This window comes from Amycolatopsis iheyensis, assembly GCF_024703995.1.
GTDB lineage: Bacteria > Actinomycetota > Actinomycetes > Mycobacteriales > Pseudonocardiaceae > Amycolatopsis > Amycolatopsis iheyensis.
In genome coordinates, this window is the sequence record NZ_JAMXQV010000012.1 from 1 (window position 1) to 23,529 (window position 23,529).

Sequence of the window (23,529 nt, forward strand, 5' to 3'; positions counted from 1 at the left end):
GTCGGGCGACGCGACCACCGCAGCAACGTCTCGCGCTCCTCATCGCTCAACACCAACGGCGGCAGCTTCGGGCTCGGCATCACAGCATCCTAGACACTGGCCACGAAATTAAGACTCAGGACACTAGCACCTCGGCGCCGGTCTTCTCGCGGATCTCGGCCTCGTCGACACCCGGCGCGGTCTCGACCAGGCGGAGTCCCGCCGGCGTGACGTCGAGGACGCAGAGGTCGGTGATGATCCGGTCCACCACGCGAGCGCCGGTCAGCGGGAGGTCGCAGCGCTCGACGATCTTCGGGCGGCCGTCGCGCGCCACGTGATCGGTGATGACGACGACGCGCTTGGTGCCCGCGACCAGGTCCATCGCGCCACCCATGCCCTTGACCAGCGCGCCCGGCACCATCCAGTTGGCGAGGTCGCCGTTCGCGCCGACCTGCAGCGCGCCGAGCAGCGCGATGTCGATGTGCCCGCCGCGGATCATCGCGAACGACGTCGCGGAGTCGAAGAAGCTGCCGCCCGGGTTGATGGTGACGGTCTGCTTCCCCGCGTTGATCAGGTCGGCGTCCTCCTCGCCCTCGACCGGGAACGGGCCCAGCCCGAGGATGCCGTTCTCGCTCTGCAGCGTCACGTTCACGCCGTCGGGCACGTGGTTGGCGACCAGGGTGGGGATCCCGATGCCGAGGTTGACGTAGTCGCCGTCGTGCAGTTCGCGGGCCGCGATCGCGGCCATCTCGTCGCGTGTCCAGCCCATGATCAGACCTCCGCCCTCGACCGCACGGTCAGCTTTTCGATGTCCTTGACCCGGTCGCGGGCACGCACCAGGCGGTTGACGAAGACCCCGGGCGTGACGACGCGGTCCGGGTCGAGCGGGGTGTCGGTGACGAACTCGGCCTCGGCGACGGTGACCCGGCCGCAGGTGGCGACCAGCGGGTTGAAGTTCCGCGCGGCGAACCGGTAGACGAGGTTCCCGGCCCGGTCCGCGGTGTGGGCGTGCACGAGGGCGACGTCGGCGACGATGCCGCGTTCCTGCACGTAGGTGACACCGTCGAAGTCGGCGTGCGGCTTGCCCTCGGCGACCGGGGTGCCGACCCCGGTCCGGGTGTAGAAGGCCGGGATCCCGGCGCCGCCGGCCCGCAGCCGTTCGGCGAGCGTGCCCTGCGGCGCGAACTCGACCTCGATCTCACCGTCGAGGTACTGCTGCGCGAACAGCTTGTTCTCCCCGACGTAGGACGCGACGACCTTCCGGACCTGCCGGTTCTCGAGCAGCAGGCCCAGGCCCTTCCCGTCGACGCCCATGTTGTTGGACACGACGGTCAGCTCCCGCACCCCGGCATCCCGGACGGCTTCGATCAGGTCATGGGGGTTGCCGGACAACCCGAACCCCCCGACGGCGATGGTGATGCCGTCGCGGAGCACGTCCGACAGTGCTTCGGCTGCGCTGCTGTGCACGCTCGCTTCTCCCTGTCCATTGAGTGACTGGCTCTTCTTTTATCCTTTCCGCAGCTCAGGCCCTATCTTTCGCTCACTCGCCGGACTTCTCGACTCAGTGCGTTCACTCAGTGGACGTATGCTGTGCGGGTGAGCACCCCGCCCGTGACGATCACCGGCCGCATCGCCGCGCTGCTGCGCGCGCTGTCGGCCCACCAGGCGGGCGGCGCGACGACGTCGGCACTGGCCCGCGACACGGGCCTCGCCCGCCCGACGGCGCACCGCCTCCTGGCCGCACTGGCTTCGGAGGGTTACGTGGACCGCGACCAGCGGGACGGCCAGTGGTACCTCGGACCGGAGCTGTACCTGCTGGGCGAGGTGGCGGCGCAGCGGTACGACGTCACGCACCACGCCCGTTCGAGCGTCCACCGGCTCGCTGTCGCTACTGGGGAGAGCGCGTTCTTCTCCGCTCGGCGGGGTTCGGAGACGGTTTGCTTGATTCGCGAGGACGGGGCTTTTCCCATTCGGTCGTTCGTTCTCTACGAGGGGGCTCGGTTTCCGCTCGGGGTTGTTTCGGCTGGGCTTGTCATTTTGGCCATGCTTCCCGATCGGGAGGTCGATGCCTATCTTTCTCGGGTTGATCTCTCCTCTTCTTTTGGTGATGCTCATTCTGTTTCTTCGGTTCGTGCTCGGATCGCGCTTACTCGGCGGGATGGTTACTCCGTCAATCCTGGGCTTGTTGTCGAGGGTTCCTGGGGGATGGCTGCTGCTGTTTTCAATCGTTCTGGGGAGCCTGCTTGGGCTCTTACTCTTACTGGGGTTGAGTCTCGGTTTCGGGAGGAGCGGCGGGTTGAGCTTGGGGCTTTGCTTCTTCGGGAAGCTCATGGTTTAACTCGAGTTCTTCAGGGTTGATTTTACTGATACGGCTTCGCCGTGGCGTGGGAAATCGGCGCCCTGTGGTCTATTCCTGGTGTGGCTGGTAGCGCCGATTCCCCACGCAACGAATCTCTCCCCTGCCTTGCTGCTGTGGCTGGTGTTCTGTGGTCCGGACAGTTCGTTAACCTGCCACCCCTTCGTGTGATGAACTGGTGTTCGAACCCCGGTAATCTTGGGGTGTGGACAGAAACTTCGCCTGGCAAGCCGATGCGGTCGCCCTCGCCGACCGGATCAGCACCCTGCTGGGCGTCGTGCGGACCGCCGAAGCCGAACTTGGGTCGCTGCTCGTGGAAATCGAATCCCGCGGCGTCCTGGAACTCTTCGGCTACCGCTCCGTTCCCCACCTGCTGGCACAACTGGCCGACATCCCCAAATCAGCCGCCGAGAAGCTCCTCAAGCGGGCCCGGACCATCAATTCCTCCCGCGCCCTGGACGGTACCCCGATCCCGGCGATCGCGTCCGCCACCGGCTCGGTTGCCGCGTCTGGCTCGCTGAGCAACCCGATGATCGACACGATCGTCGAGACACTGACCCAGATCCCACCGGAGCATCGCGAGGAAGCCGAGCAGAGCCTGCTCAGCTACGCCGACGACGCCGGGCACAAGCAGGTCGCGGCCCTGGGCGCGCGGATCGTGGCCCACCTCGACCCCGACGGCACCGCACCCGAAGAGACCGAACCCGCCACCCCCCAGCGCGAACTCTCCCTCCGCCGCAAGAAGACCGGCATCTGGGAACTCACCGGTCACTTCGACGATGAGACCGGCACCCGGGCCAGCGCGCTGCTGGACTCGCTGGCCCAGCGGCGCGGCTCAGAGGACCACCGGTCCCCAGCCGAGCGCTACGGCGATGCGTTCTCCGACGCCATCGACCTCGCGTTGAACACCCCCGACCTGCCCACCCAGGCCGGCGAGCGAGCCCACGTGATGGTCACCATCCCGCTGGAGAACCTGACCTCCGGCCTCGGCACGGCCCTGCTGGGTGACACCGGCACCATGAGCGCAGCCGAGGCCCGCATCCACGCCTGCGACTGCAAACTCATCCCCGCCGTCCTGGACAGCGCCAGCGCCCCACTGGACCTGGGCCGCGCCCGTCGCTTGATCCCCACCCACATCCGCAACGCCCTCTACCTGCGTGACCGCGGCTGCGCCTTCCCAGGCTGCCATCGCCCACCGCGGCATTGCCAGGGGCACCACATCCGGCACTGGGCCGACGGCGGCCCCACCGACCTGAACAACCTGGCGTTGATGTGCGCCCACCACCACCGACTGCTGCACCGCTCCGGCTGGGAGGTCCGCATCGCCCCCGACGGGCTCCCGGAGTTCTTACCGCCGGTCTGGCTGGACAAACGCCGACAACCCCGGCGCAACAACCTCCACCAACCCATACCCACCGCAGCCTGACAACCGAACATGGGACAGGCCCGCAGCCAACCGGCTACGGGCCCACACCCATGCCCAAATCAACACGCGTAGCCCGCCCACGCCCATCGCAAGATCGCACCACCGCTCACTCGCAAGAACGCCACCCGGCACCCGGCACCCGGCACCCGGCACCCGGCACCTAACCACCACACCGGGCCACGCCACCAAACCAGCGCCCACTCGACCGCAGCGCCCGCCAGCCAGCGCACCGGGCCGCACCCCATCTCTGCACCACCCGCATCAGCAGCCAACTACAACGCCCACCACACCAGGCCACACCTCAACCCGGCGCCCACCCACACCAACAACCAACTCCAACACCCACCACGCCAAGCCACACCACTAACCCAGCGCCCACCAACCACCACACCGGGCCGCACCCCATCTCGCCGCCCACCCACACCAACAACCAACTCCAACACCCACCACACCAGGCCACACCACAACCCAGCGCCCACCCAACCCCAGCACCCGCCAACCACCACACCGAGCCGCAACCCAACCCGGCCCCCACCCGCACCAACAACCACCCAACCACCGCACCAAGGCGCACCGCCCGATCAGCACCCACCGCAACAACCCGCGCTAAGCCACCACAGCCCCCGGCCGCACCAAGTCACCACCGCAAAACTCTGCGCCCCAACAAATCAACCCCAGCAGGGCGAGCGGCGCACACCCACACCGCCCGCCCAGCAACAAAAACCAGCCTCAGCTCACCGCGACAGTCGCCAGCGCAGGATCCTGACCGGCGTCCATCGTGCACGGCAGCTCGAACGTCCCCAGCCCCGTCGGTGTCCCGTCAGCCTGCTTCGGCGTCACCTCGCCCGTGAACGTGCTACCCACCCCGAACGCCACCGTGCCCGGGTTCTTCACCGTCAGGCCCGGGATCGGGCCGGTGATGGCCAGCGCCATCGGGCCGGTTGCCGGCACCGGGGTCGATGGGAAGCCCAGGCCGTTCAACGTCACGCCGAGCTCCGTTCCGTTGTAGTCGACGTCCACGTTGGCCGCGGCTGTTCCCTCCACCGTTGCCGCTCCGATCAGCTGCAGGGCCGTGATCACGTCGCCCGTCAACGATACGTTCACCGCGAAATCGCTTACCGTGATCGGTGTGCCCGCCGGTACCGATTCCGGAAATCCCGCCACCACCGTCGCCGCGACCTGGTGGGCGCCGATCAACGGGAATTCGCAGGTGAACGTGAGGTCCTTCGTGACCGACGCGGCCGCCGGTGCCGCGCCAGCCACGGAAAACGCCGCGAACACTGTCAAGAGAGCGAGAATGCGCATGTTCTGCCTCCAGAAAGAAGGGGAGAACAAAACTTCACGACCCCGCCGACAATGCGACAATATCCACCACGAAGAATTGTGACAAACGTCAGTGCGGCCCGGAGAAAAGCACTCAGGGCTGGTCGACGAACCGCGTCAGCAAGTCGTGCAGCTGCCGCCGCTCCGGCTCCGCCAGCACCTCCAGCAAGCCCGTCATCGCGCCGCTGAACAACTCGCCCGCCTCCGTCAGGCGCTGCTCGCCCGCGTCGGTCAGGACGATTTCGTACGCCCGGCGGTCCTCCGGAGCTCGGCGGCGGTTCACCAAACCTCTGCGCTCCAGGTCGTCGACGATGCGGACCAGGGTGGATTTGTCGATACCGAGCGTCGCGCCCAGCTCGCGCTGGCTGCGGACGCCGCCCGAGCGGACCGTCGACAGCACCGCCGCGTGGGACAGCTCCAGGCCCGTGGGGCGGGCCGCCTGGTTGGCCCGGCCGCGGGCCAGCTGGTGGGCGCGGTAGAGCAGAAAGCCGAGTGCCGACGGTTCGACCGGTTGAGCCTCCATGGACCTGACGCTACCATCAGAGACAGTCTCATCTGAGATGATCTCATAGGGGGTACATCATGCGTGTCCTGATCAGCGGCGCCGGCCTCGCCGGCCCGTGCCTCGCCCACGGCCTGCGCCGGCACGGCGTCGACGTCGAGCTCTTCGAACGAGACCCGGCCGTCGACGCCCGCGCGCAGGGCTACCGGATCCACATCAGCGGGGACGGTGCCGCGGCGTTGCGTGACTGGCTGCCCGCCGAGGCCTACGACCAGGCCGTCGCCACCTCCTGCGTGACGAGCCGCGGCGTGGCCACCGGTGGGCCCGACCTCGCCGGGTTCACCGAAATCGAGCTGCCGCCGGGTGCCGCCGGCCTCACCGTCGACCGCCTCACGCTCCGCCGGATCATGCTGCGCGACCTGGGTGACATCACCCGGTTCGGTGCCGGGTTCGACCGCTACGAGCTGCTCGACGACGGGACCGTCCGGGTCCACCTCACCGACGGCTCCACCGCCGAGGGCGACCTCCTCGTCGCGACCGACGGGGTCGGCTCCGGGGTGCGGCGTCAGCTGCTGCCGGACTTCTCGATGCGCGTCCAGGACAGCCGGCTGATCTACGGCCGCACCCCGCTGACCGAACAGGCCCGCGACCTCACGCCCGCGCCCGCGCTGGGCGGCTTCCTCGGCTTGGGCGGGCCGGACGGCCGCGGCCTCGCGCTGGCCGCCCAGCTGTTCCGGCGCGACCCCGCGGAGTTCGGGCTGCCGGCCGCCGAGGACTACGTGATGTGGGCCGTCACGGCGTCGGCGAGCACCTACGGGCCCGCGTTCTTCGAGCTCAACGGCCCGGACCTGCAGGAGCTGGCCGCGAAGACGCTGGCCGACTGGCATCCCTCGGTGAGCGCGTTGATCGGGCTCGGCGACCCCGCCTACGCCGTGCCCGCGACCATCGCCGTCTCCGAACGTCCTGAGCTGTGGGCACCCGCGCCGGTCACCCTCGTCGGGGACGCCGCGCACCCGATGCCGCCGGCCGGGATCAGCGCCGGGGTCGCGATCCACGAAGCGGGCCGGCTCGCCGCGCGGCTCGTCTCGGGCGCGCCCCTGCTCGACGCGGTGCGGTCCTACGAACGGGAAATGCTCGAGCACGGGTTCGCCGCGGCCGCCGTCGCCGCCCGGAACTTCAGCCGCTGAAATGTCAGGACGGGGGCCGCCGCCGGAGCCAGTCGCGGGCGGCGTCCACCGTCCGGTGCAGCTGGACGACCTCGTCCAGTCGCGTGAGCCGCAGGACACGCAGCACCGAGTGCCGGTCGGCGACCACCGCGAACGGCACGTCGCCGGTCTCCGCCACCGCGGCGAGCTCGGCCAGCACCTGCAGGCCCGCCGAACCGCAGAACGCGATCCCGCCCAGGTCGACGATGAGCGCGCCCGGCCGGTCGGCCAGCACCGCCCGGCTGCGGCCGCGCAACGTCGGCGCGCTGCCGAGGTCGAGATCACCCTCGGCCACCACGACGACGGCTTCGGGCACGGAGTGCACCCGCACCCGCAACGTCGGCTCGTCGGTCACGACCCCCTCCTTCCGCCCGTGCCGACCCTAAGTCGGCTGCATCGTTCTGTCATCGATTCCGGATCATCAATTCGGCTGAGCGACCTGCGGCGCGCCGGTCCACCGGGGTCCGGCATCCTGGGGACCGGTGTCCAGGGACGAGGGGACGACAATGGGTGCTTCACCCGAGGTGACCGTGCCGGCGAGCGTCGACAGCCCGGTGCCGCCGAAGCCACCGGCCACCGGCCTGGCGCGCTGGCTGCTGGAGCACCGGGTGGCGCCGGTCGGCCGCCAGGGCGGTGAGGACCACGGCACGCCGCAGGCCTGGTGGAAGGTCATGTGCCTGACCGGCGTCGACTACTTCTCCACGCTGTCCTACCTGCCCGGGATCGCCGCGCTCGCCGCCGGGGCGCTCTCGCCCTTGGCGACGCTGCTGATCGTCGCGCTGACGCTGCTCGGCATGCTGCCGATGTACCGCCGCGTCGCCCACGAAAGCCCGCACGGGCAGGGCTCGGTCGCGATGTTGGAGGACCTGCTGCCGTTCTGGCGCGGGAAGCTGTTCGTGCTGACGCTGCTCGGGTTCGTCGCGACGTCGTGGATCATCACGATCACGCTGTCGTCGGCGGACGCCACCGTGCACATGCTGGAGAACCCGTACCTGCCGGGCTTCCTGCACGGCCACGCCGTGCTCATCACCGTCGTGCTGCTGCTGATCCTCGGCGGGGTGTTCCTGCTGGGCTTCAGCGAGGCGGTCGGCGTCGCCATCCCGCTCGTCGCGGTCTTCCTGCTGCTCAACGCCATCGTCACGGTCGTCAGCGTCGTCGACCTGCTCGGCGACTCCGCCGACCTCTCCCGCTGGACCGACGCGCTGACCTCGGGCGGCGGCGGGTTCACCGGCGTCATCGGGCCGGCGATCATCGCGTTCCCGCTGCTGGTGCTGGGCCTGTCCGGGTTCGAAACCGGGGTCAGCATGATGCCGCTGGTCGCCGCGAAGGGGAAGACGCCGGAAGAGAAGCTCGAGTCGCGGATCCGCAACACGCGCAAGCTGCTGACCGCGGCCGCGCTGATCATGTCGGTGTTCCTGATCGCGACCAGCTTCATCACGACCGTGCTGATCCCGGCCGACGCGTTCAAGGACGGCGGCGAGGCCAACGGCCGCGCGATGGCCTACCTCGCCCACCACGAGCTGGGCGAGATCTTCGGCACCGCCTACGACATCTCCAGCGTTCTGATCCTGTGGTTCGCGGGTGCGTCGGCAATGGCCGGGCTGATCAACATCGTCCCGCGGTACCTGCCCTCCTACGGCATGGCGCCGGAGTGGGGCCGCGCGGTGCGGCCGGTGGTGATCGTCTACACGGTGATCAGCATCCTCATCACCGTCGCGTTCGGCGCCGACGTCAACGCGCAGGCCGGGGCCTACGCCACCGGCATCCTGGCGATGATGGTGTCGGGCGCGGTCGCGGTGAGCATCTCGGCACTCCGGCGGCGGCAGCGCGGGGCCGCGATCGGGTTCAGCGTCCTGACCCTGGTGCTGCTGTACGCGCTCGTCGAGAACGTCATCGAAAAGCCCGACGGCATCGCCATTTCCGCGTTGTTCATCCTGGGGATCATCGTCGTCTCCCTGGTTTCGCGGGTCTCGCGTACGACGGAGCTACGGGCCGAACACATCGAGTTCGACGAGACGGCGCGCGGGTTCATCACCGACTCCCTGGCCCACGACGGCAACCTGCACATCATCGCCAACCGGCGCCAGGGTGGCGACGAAGCCGAGTACTCGGCCAAGGAAGCCGAACAGCGCTCGATGAACCCGGTCCCCGGCGCCGCCGACGTGCTCTTCCTCGAGATCGACGTGGTGGACCCGTCGGAGTTCAGCAACGTCCTCGAGGTCCGCGGCGTCGACATCGACGGCTACCGGATCCTCCGCGCGAACAGCCCGGCGGCGCCGAACGCGATCGCGGCGATCCTGCTGGCCCTGCGCGACGTGACGGGGGTCCGGCCGCAGTGCCACTTCGAGTGGGCGGAAGGAAACCCGCTCGGGCACCTGTTCCGGTACCTGATCCTCGGCCGCGGCGACACGGCGCCGGTGGTCCGCGAGATCATCCGCAGCGCGGAGAAGGACCCCGAGCGCCGGCCGGGCATCCACGTCGGCGGCTGAGGCGCGGAGTTCACCCGGAACCCGCACGCGGTCCACCCCGGCGGGGTAGCTTGCCTCGCGTGAAGACGAGGATGCCGCTCGCCCTGGCCCTGTCCGCCGCGCTCACCTTCGCGCTGAGCACCCCCGCGTCGGCCGCGGGTGACGTGCTCGCGCCGGGGCTGACCGTCACCACCGTGGTCACCGGCGAAGGCACCGGCCACAGCTTCTGGACCGTGACGGTGCAGGTGCCCGGCGGGGCGAGCCCCGACCCGGACGCGCCGCCGGCCGCGCTCGGCACCCGCGAGCACGCGGACGCGCTGGTGACCGCGTTGCGCGGCAAGGGTTTCGCCGCACGCGCCGAGGAAGTCGGCTGGCCCGCCTTCGCCGACACCCCGCGGGGTGCGCTGGGCTGGCGGGTCCGGGTCGGCGCCTTCGCCGACCGGGCGCGGGCCGCCGCCACCGCGAGCGCCATGGCCGCGAACGGCTTCGCCGGCGCCGCCGAGTGGACCGGCCAGGACGGTCCCGAGGCACAAGGCCCGCAGCGGATGCGGGTCGCCGTGGTCGATCCGCGGTCGTTCCACGGCAAGGTCGTCGCCTCGCACGGCGAGTCCGTGTCGGGCCGGCGCACCACCTCCGCGCTGGCGGCCGGGGCGCTGCTCGGCACCAACGGCGGCTTCTTCGTCATCGACCCGCGCGACGGCATCCCCGGCGAACCCGCCGGCGTCGGCGTCTACCAAGGCCGCCTGCAGAGCGAGGCCACCGCCGGCCGGCCCGCGCTGCTCCTGGACGACGGCGACCACGCGTCCATCGGCGTGCCGCGGACCGTGGTCACCGTCGGCGGCCGCGAAGTCAACGGCGTCAACCGCAAGCCCGGCCTGATCCGCAACTGCGGCGAGCCCGGCGACGTCCCGACCGACCGGCCGCTGCACGACACCACCTGCACCCACCCGGACGAGCTCGTGCTGTTCACGCCCCAGCTCGGCACGCCGACCCCGGCGGGCGACGGCGTCGAAGCTGTTCTGGACACCCACGACGTCGTCACGGCGGTGCGGCCCGCCGGCGGCGAGGTGCCCGCGGGCGGGCACACCGTCCAGGGCATCGGCGCGGCGGCGACCTGGCTGACCGGGCACGCACGGCCGGGCGTGAAACTCAGCGTCGGCACGCGGATCGTCGACGGCCACCGCACGATCCACCCGGCCGGCGTGGTCAACGGCGGCCCGTGGCTGGTCCGCGACGGCCGGGTCGCGGTCGACGCCGCGGCCGACGGTGTCGTGCACCCGGGCGACCCGTCGTTCGTCTACGGCTGGGGCGTCAAGCGCAACCCGCGCACGATGGTCGGCCTCGACCGCCGCGGCCGGCTGCTGATCGTCACCGCCGACGGGCGCCAGCCCGGCTTCGCCGAAGGGCTTTCGCTGGTCGAGGGCGCGCAGCTGATGGCGAAGCTCGGCGCGGTGACCGCGATCAACCTCGACGGCGGCGGCTCGACGGCGATGGCGATCGGCGGCAAGCTGGTCAGCTCCCCGTCGGACGCGACCGGCGAACGCCCGGTCGGCGACGCCCTGCTGGTGGTCCGATAGCCGTCAGGAAGCCGGGACGAGCAGGGCCGCGCACAGGGTGTCGACCAGCCCGCGCGGCACGCTCGCGCCGGTGAGGGCGCAGTAGACGATCGGGCCGGTGAGCGCGTCGAGCGTCGCGTCCGGGCCGAGCCGCGGTGAGATCTCGCCCGCGTCGGTCGCGCGGGCGAGCAGGTCGCGCTCGAGGGCGCGGCGGGGGCCGAGGTAGCGCTGGTGGAAGCGCTCGGCCGTGCCGGGGCTGTGCTGTGCTTCGGCGATGAGCGCGAGCAGGACCTGGCCCACCGGGTCGCGGGTGACGAACCGGGCGAACGCGCGCAGGTAGCCGCGGATCCCCTCGGCCGTCGGCTTGTCCGGCACGGGCAGGCGCTTTTCCGTGTCCTCGATGAGCGTGTCGAGGAGGATCTCGACCTTCGAGGGCCACCAGCGGTAGATCGTCTGCTTGGCCACGCCCGCGCGCCGCGCGATCGCCTCGATGGTCAGCGCGCCGAACCCGTGCTCGACGAGCAGGTCGTCGGCGGCGTGCAGGACCGCGAGCCGGGCGGCCTCGTCACGGCGGCTGCCGGAGTGCGCCCGGCGGGGCTGGGGGTTCGCGGCGGCCATGCGGAGCACGATACCCGCCGGCCGGGACGCGGCCGTGTTATTGTCTGGACGCAACGTCTCGTCTAGACAAATTCCGCACCGTCAAGGAGTCACCGTGTCGCACCGCAGAGCTCTCGTCATCGGCGCCTCGCGCGGGCTGGGCCTCGTCCTCGCCGGCGAGCTCGCCCACCGCGGCTGGGAGGTCATCGCCACCACGCGCCGGGAAAGCGCCGAGCTGAACGCCCTCCCGCTGGCCGTCGAGCCGCTGGAACTGACCAGCCCCGAGCAGCTCGCCGTCCTGCGCGAGCGCCTCGAGGGCCGCCCGCTCGACCTGCTCTTCGTCAACGCCGCGATCGACCGCGGGAACCTCGCCATCGACGAAGTGCCGGAGGCGATGTTCACCGAGGTCATGATCACCAACGCGCTGAGCCCGCTGCGGGCCCTCGAAGCGCTGCGCGACCTGGTCGCGCCCGGCGGCACCGTCGCGGTCATGTCGTCGGAGCAGGGCAGCGTCTCCCGCAACACCGAGCCCGGGTACGAGCTCTACAAGGCCAGCAAGGCCGCGCTCAACCAGCTGATGCGCAGCTACGCCACCCGGCACGCCGCCGACGGGCGGACCAAGCTGCTCATCGACCCCGGCCACAACCGGACGCGGCTCGGCGGCCCGGACGCGCCCCTCGACCCCCGGGAGAGCATCCCCGCCGTGGTCGACGTGCTCGAAGCGCAGGCCGGCACCCCGGGCCTGCGGTTCCTGGACCGCCACGGCGACGTCGTCCCTTGGTGACCGCCCACCTGAGCCGCACCCGGCACCTGCCCCCATCCGTCCACAGTGGATGACCTCACCCGAGTTCGGTGAGCAGCGCCCGGATCGCCGGGCTCGTGTCCGCGCTCCGCCGCCACGCCGCGTGCACCTCCCGCTTGGGCGGCCGCCGCAGCGGGCGGGCGATCAGGTGCTCGCCCAGTGGTGGCCGGGCCAGGCGCGGGATCAGCGCGAGCACCTCGCCGGATGCCACCAGCGACAGCTGCGACGCGAAGTCGTCGACCAGGTGGCGGACGTCCGGCTCGGCCGGGGCTTCCGCGAACAGGCGGCGGAACCATTGGTGGCACACCGTTCCCGGCGGGCTGGTCACCCACGCGTGCCCGGCGAGGTCGGCGCGGCCGAGTGGTGCGGTGGCCGCCGCGAGCGGGTGCGTCCGGCTCAGCACGACGTCGCCGACGTCGGTGTGCACGAGCCGCTGCGTCAGTGACGGCGGCTGGGCGGCCGGCAGCCCGTCGGCGTCGTGGACCAGGGCGAGGTCGGCCGTGCCCGCGTCGACACTGTGCAGTGCCTGGTCCGGGTCCTGCTCGGTGATGTGGACGCGCAGGTCCGGGCAGCGCGCCGACAGTCTCCGCAGCACCGGGGCGAGCAGCCCCCGGATGGCGGTCGAGAACGCCACCACCCGCAGCGTCCCGCGTGGCGCACCTTCCGAAACCGACTGGCCCGCTTCCGCGCAGCGTTCGAGCGCCTGGAACACCGCCGGCGCCGAGTCGGCGATGGCCTGCCCGGCCGGGGTGAGCACGACCCCGCGGCCGGCCGGCGCCAGCACCGGCACCCCGACCTGGCGTTCGAGCCGCTTGATCTGCTGCGAGACCGCGGAAGCCGTGTAGCCGAGCTCTTCCGCCGCCCGCGCCAGCGTCCCCAGCGCCGCCACCGAACGCAACGCCCGCAGCGCACCGACTTCAATCATGAAGCAAGGCTACGCATTATCGGAAAAAAAGCATCGCTGGACCGCCGTAGTCGAATCGCGCCAAGGTCGACGCATGACCGAATTCGGCGCGAACCTCGTCGCGATGGTGACCCCCATGGAGCCCGGCGGCGCACTCAGCGAACCCGGGCTCGCGAACCTCGTCGACCACCTGCTGGCCACCGGGTGCGACGGCCTGGTCGTCGGCGGCACGACCGGCGAGTCCCCCACCCTGACCGAATCCGAAGCCGCCGGGCTGGTCGGCAGCGTGGTGACCCGGGTCGCCGGCCGGGCGCGGGTGATCGCCGGCGTCGGCACCTACGACACGGCCGCGAGCGTCCGGCGCGCCCGCGAAGCCGAGGCGGCCGGCGCGGACGGGCTGCTGGTGGTCTGCCCCTACTACTCGCGGCCGACGCAGGCCGGGGTGATCGCCCACTGCGTGGCGGTCGCCGACGCGACCGAGCTGCCGGTGATGCTCTACGACGTCCCCGCGCGGGCGGGCCTCGCGATGACGCCGGAGACCCTGGCCGAGCTGGCCGGCCACCCCCGGATCCGGGCGGTCAAGGACGCCAAGGGCGACCTGTTCGAGGCGATGACGGTCATGGCCGGCACGTCGCTGGCGTACTACTGCGGCATCGACGAGCTGAACCTGCCCTACCTCGCTTGCGGCGCGGCGGGCCTGGTCAGCGTGGTGGCGAACGTGGCGGCGGACCGCACGGCGGCCCTGATCGGCGCCGTCCGCCGCGGCGACCTCGAGACGGCGCGCGAGATCCAGACCGCGCTGCTGCCGCTGACGGAGTCGATCATGCGCTGCGGTCCCGGGACGACGGCGGCCAAGGCGGCGCTGGCCGAGCGCGGGATCATCCCGCACGCGGCGGTCCGGCTGCCGCTGATCGAGTCTGCTGCTTAGAACTTGCCCGATTTCGGGCAAGAGTTTGAAGTTCGCGACGTCCGCAGGGCATGATGGCCGGCGTGGAGGACACCGACATCGTCGAGCGCGTGGCCGCGTCCACCGGGTTGCCGCCCGGGGTCGCCGCCCGCGTCGTCGACGACGTCCTGGCCTTCTACCGGACACCCACCGAGCAGTACGTGCGCCGCAGGCACGCCGAGCTGCAGGCCGAAGGCCGGAAGAACCCGGAAATCTTCCCGCTGATCGCCGGCGAGCTCCGGGGGCGGCTCGTCGCCGCGCCCGACCTGTCGCAGCGCCAGCTGCGCCGCATCGTCTACGGCTGAGACCCAGCCCCCAGCAGAAGAGGTTCGCCATGTGCGGGATCGTCGGCTACATCGGCGGCCAGAACGCCGCCCCCATCCTGATCGAGGGCCTGACCCGGCTCGAGTACCGCGGCTACGACTCCGCGGGCATCGCCGTCCTCGGCCCCAAGGACACCGTGCAGGTCCACCGCGTCGTCGGCCGGGTCCGCAACCTCGCCGCCGCGCTGCCCAAGCGCCTGACCGGCAAGGTCGGCATCGGCCACACGCGCTGGGCCACGCACGGGCCCGCGTCGGAGGCCAACGCCCACCCGCACACCTCCGAAGACGGCCGGATCTCCGTCGTGCACAACGGGATCATCGACAACGCCGACGCCCTGCGCGCCCAGCTCGCCGACGCCGGGGTCACCCTCACCTCCGAGACCGACACCGAGGTCCTCGCCCACCTGATCGCGCGGTCGGGCGCCGCCACCCTGGAAGACGCGGTCGTCGAGGCGGTCTCGCGGATCACCGGCACGTACGCGATCGCCGTCACCGACGCCGCGTACCCGGACCGGCTGGTGATCGCGCGCAACGGCTCGCCGCTGATCATCGGCGTCGGCGAGCGGGAGATGTTCGTCGCCAGCGACCTCGCCGCGCTCGTCCGGCACACCTCGCAGGTCGCGCACCTCGACGACGGCGAGTTCGCGACCGTCTTCGCCACCGGCTACCGCACCTTCACCGTCGACGAGAGCGACACGACCAAGCCGGCCACCGAGATCGACATCGCCGCTGAAGACCTCGACCTCGGCGGGTTCCCGCACTACATGGCCAAGGAGATCCAGGAGCAGCCCGAGTCCGTGGAACGGATGATCCGCGGCCGGCTCGACGACCGGTTCGGCGTCGCGCGCCTCGACGGGCTCAACCTGACGCCCCGGGAGCTGCGCGGGTTCAGCCGCGTGAAGATCCTCGGCTGCGGTTCGGCGTACTACGTCGGCCAGATCGGCGCGACGATGATCGAGGAGCTCGCCCGGATCCCGGCCGACGCCGAAGCCGCGTCGGAGTTCCGCTACCGCAACCCGATCATCGAGGCGGACACGCTCTACATCGCGGTCAGCCAGTCCGGCGAGACGATCGACACCGCGTTCGCCGTCGAGGAGATCAAGCGCAAGGGCGGCCGGGTCGTGGGCCTGGTCAACGTCGTCGGCTCGACCATCGCCCGCGCCTGCGACGGCGGCGTCTACCTGCACGCCGGCCCGGAGATCGCGGTCGCCTCGACCAAGGCGCTGACCAACATGGCCGTCGGCTTCGCGCTGATCGCGCTGTCGCTCGGCCGCGTCCGCGACCTGTCCAATGCGGACGGTCAGCGGATCATCGACGCGATCCGCGCCCTGCCGGGCCAGATCAAGGCCGTCCTGGACGACGAGCCCGCGATCGCCGAGCATGCGAAGGCCGCGGCCACCGCGAAGAGCCTGTTCTTCATCGGCCGCGTCCGCGGGTTCCCGGTCGCCAGGGAAGGCGCGCAGAAGTTCAAGGAGATCTCCTACCGCCACGCGGAGGCCTACCAGACGTCCGAGCTGAAGCACGGCCCGCTGGCGCTGATCGACGACTCGCTCCCGACGGTGGCGATCGTACCGGCCGACGAGCTGGCCGACCGCAACCTCGCGGCGATGCAGCAGATCCGTGCCCGCGGCGGCGCGGTGCTGGCGGTGACGCACGAGAACGTCGACTTCGGCGAGCTCGACGTCCCGCGGATCGTGGTGCCGCGCACCGAACCGGAGCTCGACCCGATCCTGCTGACCATCCCGCTGCAGCTGCTCGCCTACCACGCCGCGCTGACGCTGGGCTACGACATCGACAAGCCGCGCAACCTGGCCAAGTCGGTCACCGTGGAGTGAACCCGGGCCTGCTTGGGCATGTTCCAGCCGAGCACCCCGGTCACGCGGCCGTCCTCGCGGTACTCGGCCACGAACCGGCCACCGGCCACTGAACCGTCCACAACGGACACTTCGGCGACGGCCGACAGCCGGCCGTACACGTGGATCCGCGCGTCGAACTGGTTCGTCCAGAAGTACGGCACCGGCGTGTACGGGCGGTCGTCGCCGAGGATGTTCCCCGCGACGGCGACCGCCTGCTCGGTCGCGTTGGTCCGGTTCTCCAGCCGCAGCAGGACGTCGAGGCCTTCGTGGTGCCAGCGGGCGACGTCGCCCGCCGCGTAGATCCCGTCGGCGGCGCGGCACCGCGAGTCGCACACGATGCCGTTGTCGCACAGGATCCCGCTGCCCGCCAGCCACTCGGTCGCGGGCGCGGCGCCGAACGCCACCACGACGACGTCGGCGGGCAGCACCTCGCCGGTCGCCAGGCCCGCTCCGGTCACCCGGCCGTCCGATGCGGACAGCCCGGTGACCGCCGCGCCCAGTCGCAAGTGGACACCGCGGGCGGTGTGCAGCTCGGCCAGCAACCCCGCGGCCAGTGGCCCGAACTGGTAGGCCAGCGGCGCGGGCTGCGGGCCGGCCAGCGTCACCGGCACGCCCAGGCCGCACACGGTGGCCGCGATCTCCGCGCCGAGGACGCCGTCCCCGACGACCACCACCCGCTTGCCCGGTGTCAGGTCCGCCCGCAGGGCCAGGGTGTCGTCGAGGGTTCGCAACACGTGGACGCCCTCGAGCCCCTCCTGGCCGGGCAGGGTGCGCGGCCGCAACCCGGTGGCCAGCACGACGGCGTCGGCGCTCAGCGTCCGGCCGCTCCGGGTCCGGACGGTCCGCGTGCGCGCGTCCAGCCGCGCCGCCGGGTCGCCGAGCACGAACTCGGCGTCCAAGGTGGCCAGGTGCTCCGGCGTGCGCAGGCTCGCCCGTTCGGGCGGCCAGTCGCCGGCGAGGACCTGTTTGGACAGTGGCGGCCGGTCGTACGGCCGGTGCGCCTCGGCGCCCAGCACGGTCACGTGCTCGGCGTAACCTTTGCGGCGCAACGCTTCCACCGTGGCGAGCCCGGCGGCGGACGCGCCGACGACCAGGACCGTCACGCGTCCTCGCTCACCGAGATCGCGACGCCCGGGCACACGCTGGCCGCCTCGCGGACGGTCGCGTGCAGCTCGGCGCCCGGCGTCTCGTCGAGCAGGACCACGATGCCGTCGTCGTCGCGCTGGTCGAACACGTCCGGCGCCAGCATCACGCAGGTGCCCGCGCCGCAGCACTTGCCTTCGTCGACGGTGACCTTCACGGTTGTTCTCCTTCGGTTCGGGGTGTCACGGGCGCGAGCCACAGCCCCACCAGTGCGTCGGTGAGGCCCGTGGCGGCTTCGCGCCAGCTGGCCCTAGGGGTGGCGCCGCCTTCGCCGAGCGCGCGTTCGCGCTCGGCCATCGTGTGGATCAGCAGCTGCCGGGTCATGGCGTTGCGTTCGGCGTGGACGTCGGGCGGCAGCTCGGGCAGGCACCGGGTCAGCCCGGCCACGGTCGCCGCGAGCGCGGGCGAGGCCAGCGTTTCCTCGGCGACGGCCGGCCGCAGCGACGGCTCGGTCATCACCTGGGCGGTGAACCGGGCGAACCAGCTGGGCGAGCCCGCCCGGGCCAGGTACTCGGTCGACGGGTGGACCAGGCAGCGGATCCAGTCCCGCAGGTCCACGCTGTCGCCGACGTCGGCCAGCATCCGCGCGCGCAGCCGCTCGACCGCCGCGGAATGCCGGCGCGCGATGGCCCGGACCAGGTCGGCGCGGGTGCCGAAGTGGTAGCCGACGGCGGTGTTGTTGCCCTGCCCGGCGGCCTCGCTGATCTGCCGGTTCGACACCGCGAGCACGCCGTGTTCGGCGTAGAGCCGTTCCGCCGCCGTGAGGATCGCCTCGCGCGTCGCGTACGCCCGGTCCACCGCGGTCACCACCGGACGGGCAGTTCCCGCAGTCCGCCGACGGCGAGCCCCTCGACGCGGCGCAGCTCGGCCGCCGGGACGGCGAGCTCCAGCGACGGCAGCTTGCGCAGCAGCACTTCCAGGACGACCTGCAGCTCGGTGCGGGCCAGCGGCTGCCCGAGGCACGCGTGCGCGCCGGCGCCGAAGGACAGGTGCGGGTTCGGGCTGCGGCCCAGGTCCATCTCGGCGGCGTTCTCGAACGCGCGTTCGTCGCGGTTGGCCGCGGCCATGCTGCACATCGCGGTGGTGCCGCCGGGCAGCACGGCGCCGCCGACCTCGAACTCGCCGGTGAAGTAGCGCATCATGCCGACACCCGCGTTCGCGTCCAGCCGCAGCGACTCCTCGACGGCGGTGCGCACCAGCGCCGGTTCGGCCAGCAGCCGCTCCCACCGGGTCCGGTCGGCGAGCAGCATCGCGACCATCTTGGCGATCATGTTCGCGGTGGTCTCGTGCCCGGCGATCAGCAGGCCGATGCCGGTGGCGGTGAGCATGGCGTCGGACCAGCCCTCGGGCAGCAGCGCGCTGAGGATGTCCTCGCCCGGGTCGGCGCGCTTTTCGGCGATGAGCCCGCCCATGTACCGGCCGAAGTCCTGCTGCGCGGCGTCGAACTCGGCCTGGGTGTAGCGGGTCATGCTGAGCATGACGTCGGACCAGTGGGCGAACCGGTCGCGGTCGGCGTCGGGCACGCCGAGCATGTCGCAGATGACCCAGACCGGGAGCGGGAAGGCGAGCCCGGCCTTGAGGTCGCCGGGCGCGCCCTTGGCGACCAGGTCGTCGATGAGCTGCTCGGCCATCGCGGCCATGCCGGGGCGCAGGGCGTTCATCCGCTTGGCGGTGAACCACTTGCCGAGCGTGCGGCGCCAGGTCAGGTGGCCCTCGCCGTGCTGCGGGAGGACGGTGGCCATCTCACTGTTGAACACCCCGCCGGACTCGGTGTCGGCGACGCGCGCGGCGTTGTCGGCGGGGGTGGGCCGGGTCCACCGCGGGTCGGAGAGCACGCTCTTGACGTCGGCGTAGCGCGTGATCAGGGCGGCTTCGTCCCCGCTGGCCAGCCGAACGTGCGCGACGGGGCACTTCTCCCGGAACTCGGCCCATTCCGCGGGCGGCTCGAGCGCGGTGTCGGCGGCGAACGGGAAGCGGGGCAGATCGGTGTGGCTTTGCGTCACGTCGGACTCCTCGTTGGTGAATGACCCCTACGACGAGCATGGCGACGAACCTTGATTACGTCAAGCGCTTGACTTAAATCTCGCTGACAAGAGAACGTCGCCGGCGCGCGCGGCGGTTATTCGCGCTCGACCTTGCGCAGGCCGGCCTCGGGCGTCCACCACTCCACGACCAGCAGGGTCGCCGCCGGGTTCAGGTGTGTGTGCACCACCTCGGCGACGTCCACGCGGAAGCGGTCACCCGCCTCGACCGCCCGACCGGAGATCTTCGCCTCTCCCGGCCACTTCGCCTCTTCGCCGTCGACCGGGTCGACCGTCGCGCTGTGCAGCGCCAGCCGCGGGTCGCGCTTCAGGTCCGCGCCCTTGCGCGCGTTCGGCATCGAGCCGAACGTCAGCTCGCCGTCGGCGAACTTCATTTCGATGCCCGAGATCCGGGGCGAGCCGTCGGCCCGCACCGTCGCCATCGTCTTGTGCCGGTGCGCGTCGAACAGCTCCTGCACGCGCCTCGCGAACTCCGGTTCCGCCGCTTCGAACTCACGCCACGCCGTCATGTGGTCATGATGGCAGCCACCGCGCGTGGACGCCGCCGGGTTTGCGGAACACGAGCCCGGACACCGCGGCCGGCTCCGCCAGGGTGATGCCCGGCAACCGGTCGAGCACCGTTTCGACGGCGATCCGCGTCTCCAGCCGGGCGAGGTCGGCGCCGAGGCAGAAGTGCGGGCCGTGCGCGAAGGCCAGCTGCTTGCGCAGGTTCGGGCGGCCCGGGTCGAACACGTCCGGGTCCTCGAACACCGCGGGGTCCCGGTTGGCGGCCGTGAGCGACACCGTGACCAGGTCGCCGCGGGCGATCGACGCACCCGCGAGCGCGACGTCGCGGGTCGCGTACCGGTCGACCACCGCCGCCGCGGGCTCCAGCCGCAGCGACTCCTCGATCGCCGCCGGGAGACGCGCGCGGTCCAGGTGCTCCAGGTGCGACAACAGGTTGGCGATCATGCCCTCGGTGGTCTCGATGCCGCCGAACATCAGCACCGCGGCGTTCGAGACCACCTCCGGCAAGTCCAGCGTCGAAGCCGCCTCGGTCAGCAGCGAGCGCCGGCCGACCGAGCCCTCGAGGTGCGCCCGCAGCTCACCGAACGCCGTCGTGCCCCGGGAGTCCGGCACGCGGCCGGCCGCGATGTCGTCCACTGTGGACACGATCGCGTCGTACCAGGCCAGTACCCGCGCGGTGTCGGTGTCGGCCAGGCCCAATGCCTCGCCGACGACCGCGACCGACAGCGGCCCGGCCAGCGCCCGCCGCAGCTCGGCCTGCCCGGCCGCGGCGAACCCGTCGACCAGCCGGGCGCACTCGGCCCGGACGAACCCTTCGAACCGCTCGGCGATCTCCCGGGGCCGGAAGTGCCGCGCGAACGGCGTCCGGTGGCGGGTGTGCGCATCGGCGTCGAGCGAGAGCATCGACGGGCCGACGACCCGGGCGGTCGAGAAGCGCGGGTCGTCGACGGTGAAGGTCTCGGCGTCACGCATGACCCGCAGCGCGAGGTCGTGCCGGGTGACGAGCCAGCCGTTCAGGTCCGGCAGCCAGGCCACCGGCTCGGTCGCCCGGAGCCGGGCCAGCAGCGGGTACGGGTCGGTCGTGAGCTGCTCGATCACGCCCGCAGCCCCTCGATCAGGAGCCCGACCAGGCGGCGAGCGTCATAGTCGGGGTTGTCGTCCTCCGCGCCGATGCAGAGGTTGCCCACCCCGCGCATCAGCTCCAGCGGCCGCACCCGGTCGGTCAGCTCGGCCGCTTCCAGCAGCCGCGCGCACACCGGGACCAGGCGATCGAGGAAGTACGCGTGCAGCGAGGCGAAGCCGTCGCCCTGCAGGACGCCGGCCAGCCCGTGCTTGGTCACCAGGAAGTCGACGAACAGATCGATCCACTCCGTTAGTGCCGCGTGCGGCGAAGCCGCCTTCGCCAGCAGCACGGGACCCGCGTCGGCGCAGGCCTCCACCTGGTGCCGGTAGACGGCGACGATCAGGTCGGCCCGGGTCGGGAAGTGGCGGTAGATCGTGCCCATCCCGACGCCGGCCTTCGCCGCGATGTCGCGGACCGGGGCGTCGACCCCCGACGCGACGAACACCGCCGCCGCCGCGTCCAGCAGCGTCTTCTCGTTGCGCTGCGCGTCGGCACGCTTGGGCCTGCCCATCACACCTCCCGGGTTGCTAACCGGAACAATGCTCCGTATCGTTAGCGGAGCAACGTTCCGTTTGCCATCTTGTCACGGAGGCCACCGAAATGCAGTACCGCACCCTGGGGCGCACCGGCGTCCAGGTCAGCACCCTCGCGCTCGGCGCGATGAACTTCGGCGCCATCGGGCGCACCACCCAGGACGAGGCCACCGCCATCGTCGACGCCGCCCTCGAGGGCGGGATCAACCTCATCGACACCGCCGACATGTACGGCCAGGGCGAGTCCGAGGTCATGGTCGGCAAGGCGATCAAGAACCGCCGAGACGACGTCGTGCTCGCCACCAAGGCCGCGATGCCGATGGGCGACGAGCGCAACCACCGCGGCACCTCGCGGCGCTGGGTCGTCCGCGCGCTCGACGACAGCCTGCGCCGGCTCGACGTCGACCACGTCGACCTCTACCAGATGCACCGCTGGGACCCCGCGACGAGTGACGAGGAAACGCTTTCCGCGCTGACCGACCTGCAGCGCGCGGGCAAGATCCGCGCCTTCGGCTCGTCGACGTTCCCGGCGTACCGGATCGTCCAGGCCCAGTGGGCCGCGCGGGAACACCACCTGAGCCGGTACGTCACCGAGCAGCCCAGCTACTCGATCCTGCAACGCGGCATCGAAGCCCACGTGCTCCCGGTGACCCAGGAGTACGGCCTCGGCGTGCTGGCCTGGAGCCCGCTCGCGTCCGGCTGGCTTTCGGGCGCGGTCCGCGCCGGGCGGGAGATCAGCACCAACCGCGCGCAGGTCCTGCCGCAACGTTTCGACCTCACCGACCCGGCCAACCAGGCCCGGCTCGACGCCGTCGAGAAGCTCGCCAAGCTCGCCGACCAAGCGCAGCTTTCGCTGATTCAGCTGTCGCTCGGGTTCGTCACCGCGCACCCGGGCGTGACCAGCGCGCTCATCGGCCCACGCACGCTCGGCCACCTCCAGGCGCAGCTCGCGGCCGCCGACACCGTCTTGACCGCCGACGTCCTCGACGAGATCGACACGATCGTCGCGCCCGGTGTCGACCTGGCCGCGCACGAGAAGTTCGACACCCCGCCCGCCCTGCTCGAGAAGTCCCTCCGGAGGCGATGATGACCAGCTTCGGCATCCTGACCGCGCCCATGAACGTGGGCTACGACGAACTCCGGCGCGTCTGGCGCGAAGCCGACGCGATCCCCGAGATCGAGCACGCCTGGCTGTTCGACCACCTCATGCCCATCGGCGGCGACCCGGACGGCCCGATCTTCGAAGGCTGGACGCTGCTTTCGGCGCTGGCGGCGCAGACCGAGCGGATCCGGCTCGGCCTGCTGGTGACCAGCAACCGCTTCCGGCCGCCCGCCGTGCTCGCGAAGATCGCGGCCACCGTGGACGTCGTCTCCGGCGGGCGCCTGGACTTCGGCATCGGCGCCGGCTCGCGGCCGAGCCATCCCCTGGCCCGCCGCGAGTACGACGGCCACGGCCTGCCCTACCACACCCAGGACGACGCCGTCGCCGCGCTCGCCGAGGCGTGCACCGTCATCCGTCGTTTGTGGACGGACGAGGAACCGTTCGACTTCGACGGCGAGTACGTCAAGCTCGAGGGCGCCTTCGGGAACCCGAAGCCGGTCCAGCCGCACGTGCCGATCATGATCGGCGGCCGGGCGAGCGCGACGCTGCGCGTGGTCGCCGAGCACGCCGACCAGTGGAACATCCCCGGCGGCGGCGACATCGAGGACCTCGCGGGCCGCAGCAGGCTGCTCGACCGCTACTGCGCCGAGATCGGCCGCGACCCGCGGGAGATCACGCGTTCGATCTTCCTGCCGGTCGACTACGACAAGCCCGCCGCCACCCGCGAAAAGATCGCCGAGGCGGTCGACGCCGGGTTCGGCCACGTCGTGCTCGGGCTGGCGAACCCGTACCCCGACGGCGTCGCGCGGTGGGTCGCTGACGAGCTGATCCGCTGA

Annotated in this window: 25 protein-coding genes; 11 read left to right on the plus strand and 14 right to left on the minus strand. The window is 71.6% G+C overall.

The genetic code is table 11. The annotated features are described in order from the left end of the window. Nucleotides 1–115 precede the first annotated feature (115 nt). Together M8542_RS22350 and M8542_RS22355 are read right to left on the minus strand one after the other, a co-directional pair. Nucleotides 116–748 (minus strand): CoA transferase subunit B, encoded by a 633-nt coding sequence (locus M8542_RS22350; protein ID WP_257922157.1) that lies wholly within the window; start codon nucleotides 746–748, stop codon nucleotides 116–118. Nucleotides 749–750: 2 nt separating this feature from the next. After that, complete coding sequence (locus tag M8542_RS22355; protein WP_257922158.1) at nucleotides 751–1,446, minus strand: CoA transferase subunit A; 696 nt, start codon at nucleotides 1,444–1,446, stop codon at nucleotides 751–753. Nucleotides 1,447–1,575: 129 nt separating this feature from the next. Here M8542_RS22355 and M8542_RS22360 point away from each other — a divergent pair, with 129 nt between their 5' ends. Together M8542_RS22360 and M8542_RS22365 are read left to right on the plus strand one after the other, a co-directional pair. After that, nucleotides 1,576–2,337, plus strand: coding sequence for an IclR family transcriptional regulator (locus M8542_RS22360; protein WP_257922159.1), 762 nt, complete (start codon nucleotides 1,576–1,578; stop codon nucleotides 2,335–2,337). Nucleotides 2,338–2,540: 203 nt separating this feature from the next. After that, a complete protein-coding gene (locus tag M8542_RS22365; protein WP_257922160.1) occupies nucleotides 2,541–3,761 on the plus strand; it encodes an HNH endonuclease signature motif containing protein in 1,221 nt (406 codons plus the stop codon). A gap of 729 nt (nucleotides 3,762–4,490) precedes the next feature. Here M8542_RS22365 and M8542_RS22370 read toward each other — a convergent pair. Then, a complete protein-coding gene (locus M8542_RS22370) occupies nucleotides 4,491–5,066 on the minus strand; it encodes a DUF6801 domain-containing protein (protein WP_257922161.1) in 576 nt (191 codons plus the stop codon). A gap of 112 nt (nucleotides 5,067–5,178) precedes the next feature. Beyond that, nucleotides 5,179–5,607: a MarR family winged helix-turn-helix transcriptional regulator gene (locus M8542_RS22375; protein ID WP_257922162.1), complete on the minus strand. Its 429-nt coding sequence runs from the start codon at nucleotides 5,605–5,607 to the stop codon at nucleotides 5,179–5,181. 59 nt (nucleotides 5,608–5,666) lie between these two features. Between M8542_RS22375 and M8542_RS22380 the strand changes: the two genes are divergently transcribed. After that, nucleotides 5,667–6,773 (plus strand): FAD-dependent oxidoreductase, encoded by a 1,107-nt coding sequence (locus M8542_RS22380; protein WP_257922163.1) that lies wholly within the window; start codon nucleotides 5,667–5,669, stop codon nucleotides 6,771–6,773. 4 nt (nucleotides 6,774–6,777) lie between these two features. Here M8542_RS22380 and M8542_RS22385 read toward each other — a convergent pair whose 3' ends face one another. Further along, a complete protein-coding gene (locus M8542_RS22385) occupies nucleotides 6,778–7,146 on the minus strand; it encodes an STAS domain-containing protein (RefSeq protein WP_257922164.1) in 369 nt (122 codons plus the stop codon). Nucleotides 7,147–7,297: 151 nt separating this feature from the next. Between M8542_RS22385 and M8542_RS22390 the strand changes: the two genes are divergently transcribed. Then, nucleotides 7,298–9,280, plus strand: a complete 1,983-nt coding sequence (locus M8542_RS22390; protein ID WP_257922165.1) for an APC family permease — start codon at nucleotides 7,298–7,300, stop codon at nucleotides 9,278–9,280. 59 nt (nucleotides 9,281–9,339) lie between these two features. Continuing rightward, on the plus strand, nucleotides 9,340–10,836 hold the full coding sequence (locus M8542_RS22395; protein ID WP_257922166.1) for a phosphodiester glycosidase family protein: 1,497 nt from the start codon (nucleotides 9,340–9,342) through the stop codon (nucleotides 10,834–10,836). A 3-nt stretch (nucleotides 10,837–10,839) separates the two neighbouring features. Here the strand turns inward: M8542_RS22395 and M8542_RS22400 are convergent, their stop codons facing one another. Next, on the minus strand, nucleotides 10,840–11,433 hold the full coding sequence (locus tag M8542_RS22400; RefSeq protein ID WP_257922167.1) for a TetR/AcrR family transcriptional regulator: 594 nt from the start codon (nucleotides 11,431–11,433) through the stop codon (nucleotides 10,840–10,842). 94 nt (nucleotides 11,434–11,527) lie between these two features. On the opposite strand from M8542_RS22400, the gene M8542_RS22405 reads away from it, so the two are divergent. Further along, nucleotides 11,528–12,196 carry an SDR family NAD(P)-dependent oxidoreductase gene (locus M8542_RS22405; protein ID WP_257922168.1) on the plus strand — a complete coding sequence of 223 codons (669 nt, stop codon included), beginning with the start codon at nucleotides 11,528–11,530 and terminating at the stop codon, nucleotides 12,194–12,196. Between the two features lie 55 nt (nucleotides 12,197–12,251). On the opposite strand, the gene M8542_RS22410 is transcribed toward M8542_RS22405, so the two are convergent. Next, a complete protein-coding gene (locus M8542_RS22410) occupies nucleotides 12,252–13,139 on the minus strand; it encodes a LysR family transcriptional regulator (protein WP_257922169.1) in 888 nt (295 codons plus the stop codon). 73 nt (nucleotides 13,140–13,212) lie between these two features. Between M8542_RS22410 and dapA the strand changes: the two genes are divergently transcribed. Genes dapA through glmS form a run of 3 tightly spaced genes read left to right on the plus strand, consistent with a single transcriptional unit; the run spans nucleotide 13,213 to nucleotide 16,222 of the window. After that, nucleotides 13,213–14,046: a 4-hydroxy-tetrahydrodipicolinate synthase gene (gene dapA / locus M8542_RS22415; protein WP_257922170.1), complete on the plus strand. Its 834-nt coding sequence runs from the start codon at nucleotides 13,213–13,215 to the stop codon at nucleotides 14,044–14,046. Between the two features lie 50 nt (nucleotides 14,047–14,096). Then, entirely contained in the window at nucleotides 14,097–14,369 is a 273-nt protein-coding gene (locus M8542_RS22420) for a hypothetical protein (RefSeq protein ID WP_257922171.1), read from the plus strand. Nucleotides 14,370–14,398: 29 nt separating this feature from the next. Continuing rightward, the gene (gene glmS / locus M8542_RS22425; protein ID WP_257922172.1) at nucleotides 14,399–16,222 is read left to right on the plus strand and encodes a glutamine--fructose-6-phosphate transaminase (isomerizing); all 1,824 of its coding nucleotides are present in this window, start codon (nucleotides 14,399–14,401) and stop codon (nucleotides 16,220–16,222) included. Here glmS and M8542_RS22430 read toward each other — a convergent pair. From M8542_RS22430 to M8542_RS22460, 7 genes are all read right to left on the minus strand, one after another. Next, on the minus strand, nucleotides 16,171–17,346 hold the full coding sequence (locus tag M8542_RS22430; protein WP_257922173.1) for an NAD(P)/FAD-dependent oxidoreductase: 1,176 nt from the start codon (nucleotides 17,344–17,346) through the stop codon (nucleotides 16,171–16,173). The genes glmS and M8542_RS22430 overlap by 52 nt on opposite strands. Further along, entirely contained in the window at nucleotides 17,343–17,543 is a 201-nt protein-coding gene (locus M8542_RS22435; RefSeq protein ID WP_257922174.1) for a ferredoxin, read from the minus strand. Before M8542_RS22435 ends, M8542_RS22430 begins: the two co-directional genes overlap by 4 nt. Beyond that, on the minus strand, nucleotides 17,540–18,193 hold the full coding sequence (locus M8542_RS22440) for a TetR/AcrR family transcriptional regulator (RefSeq protein WP_257922175.1): 654 nt from the start codon (nucleotides 18,191–18,193) through the stop codon (nucleotides 17,540–17,542). Before M8542_RS22440 ends, M8542_RS22435 begins: the two co-directional genes overlap by 4 nt. Continuing rightward, nucleotides 18,190–19,389 (minus strand): cytochrome P450, encoded by a 1,200-nt coding sequence (locus tag M8542_RS22445; protein WP_257922176.1) that lies wholly within the window; start codon nucleotides 19,387–19,389, stop codon nucleotides 18,190–18,192. The genes M8542_RS22440 and M8542_RS22445 overlap by 4 nt, the downstream gene beginning before the upstream one ends. A gap of 116 nt (nucleotides 19,390–19,505) precedes the next feature. Next, a complete protein-coding gene (locus M8542_RS22450; RefSeq protein WP_257922177.1) occupies nucleotides 19,506–19,937 on the minus strand; it encodes a pyridoxamine 5'-phosphate oxidase family protein in 432 nt (143 codons plus the stop codon). 4 nt (nucleotides 19,938–19,941) lie between these two features. Further along, the gene (locus tag M8542_RS50390; RefSeq protein WP_257922178.1) at nucleotides 19,942–21,033 is read right to left on the minus strand and encodes a cytochrome P450; all 1,092 of its coding nucleotides are present in this window, start codon (nucleotides 21,031–21,033) and stop codon (nucleotides 19,942–19,944) included. Beyond that, nucleotides 21,030–21,569: a TetR/AcrR family transcriptional regulator gene (locus M8542_RS22460; RefSeq protein WP_257922179.1), complete on the minus strand. Its 540-nt coding sequence runs from the start codon at nucleotides 21,567–21,569 to the stop codon at nucleotides 21,030–21,032. The genes M8542_RS50390 and M8542_RS22460 overlap by 4 nt, the downstream gene beginning before the upstream one ends. An 89-nt stretch (nucleotides 21,570–21,658) precedes the next feature. Between M8542_RS22460 and M8542_RS22465 the strand changes: the two genes are divergently transcribed. Both M8542_RS22465 and M8542_RS22470 read left to right on the plus strand, forming a co-directional pair. Then, nucleotides 21,659–22,678, plus strand: coding sequence for an aldo/keto reductase (locus tag M8542_RS22465; protein ID WP_257922180.1), 1,020 nt, complete (start codon nucleotides 21,659–21,661; stop codon nucleotides 22,676–22,678). Beyond that, nucleotides 22,675–23,529, plus strand: coding sequence for an LLM class flavin-dependent oxidoreductase (locus tag M8542_RS22470; RefSeq protein WP_257922181.1), 855 nt, complete (start codon nucleotides 22,675–22,677; stop codon nucleotides 23,527–23,529). Before M8542_RS22465 ends, M8542_RS22470 begins: the two co-directional genes overlap by 4 nt.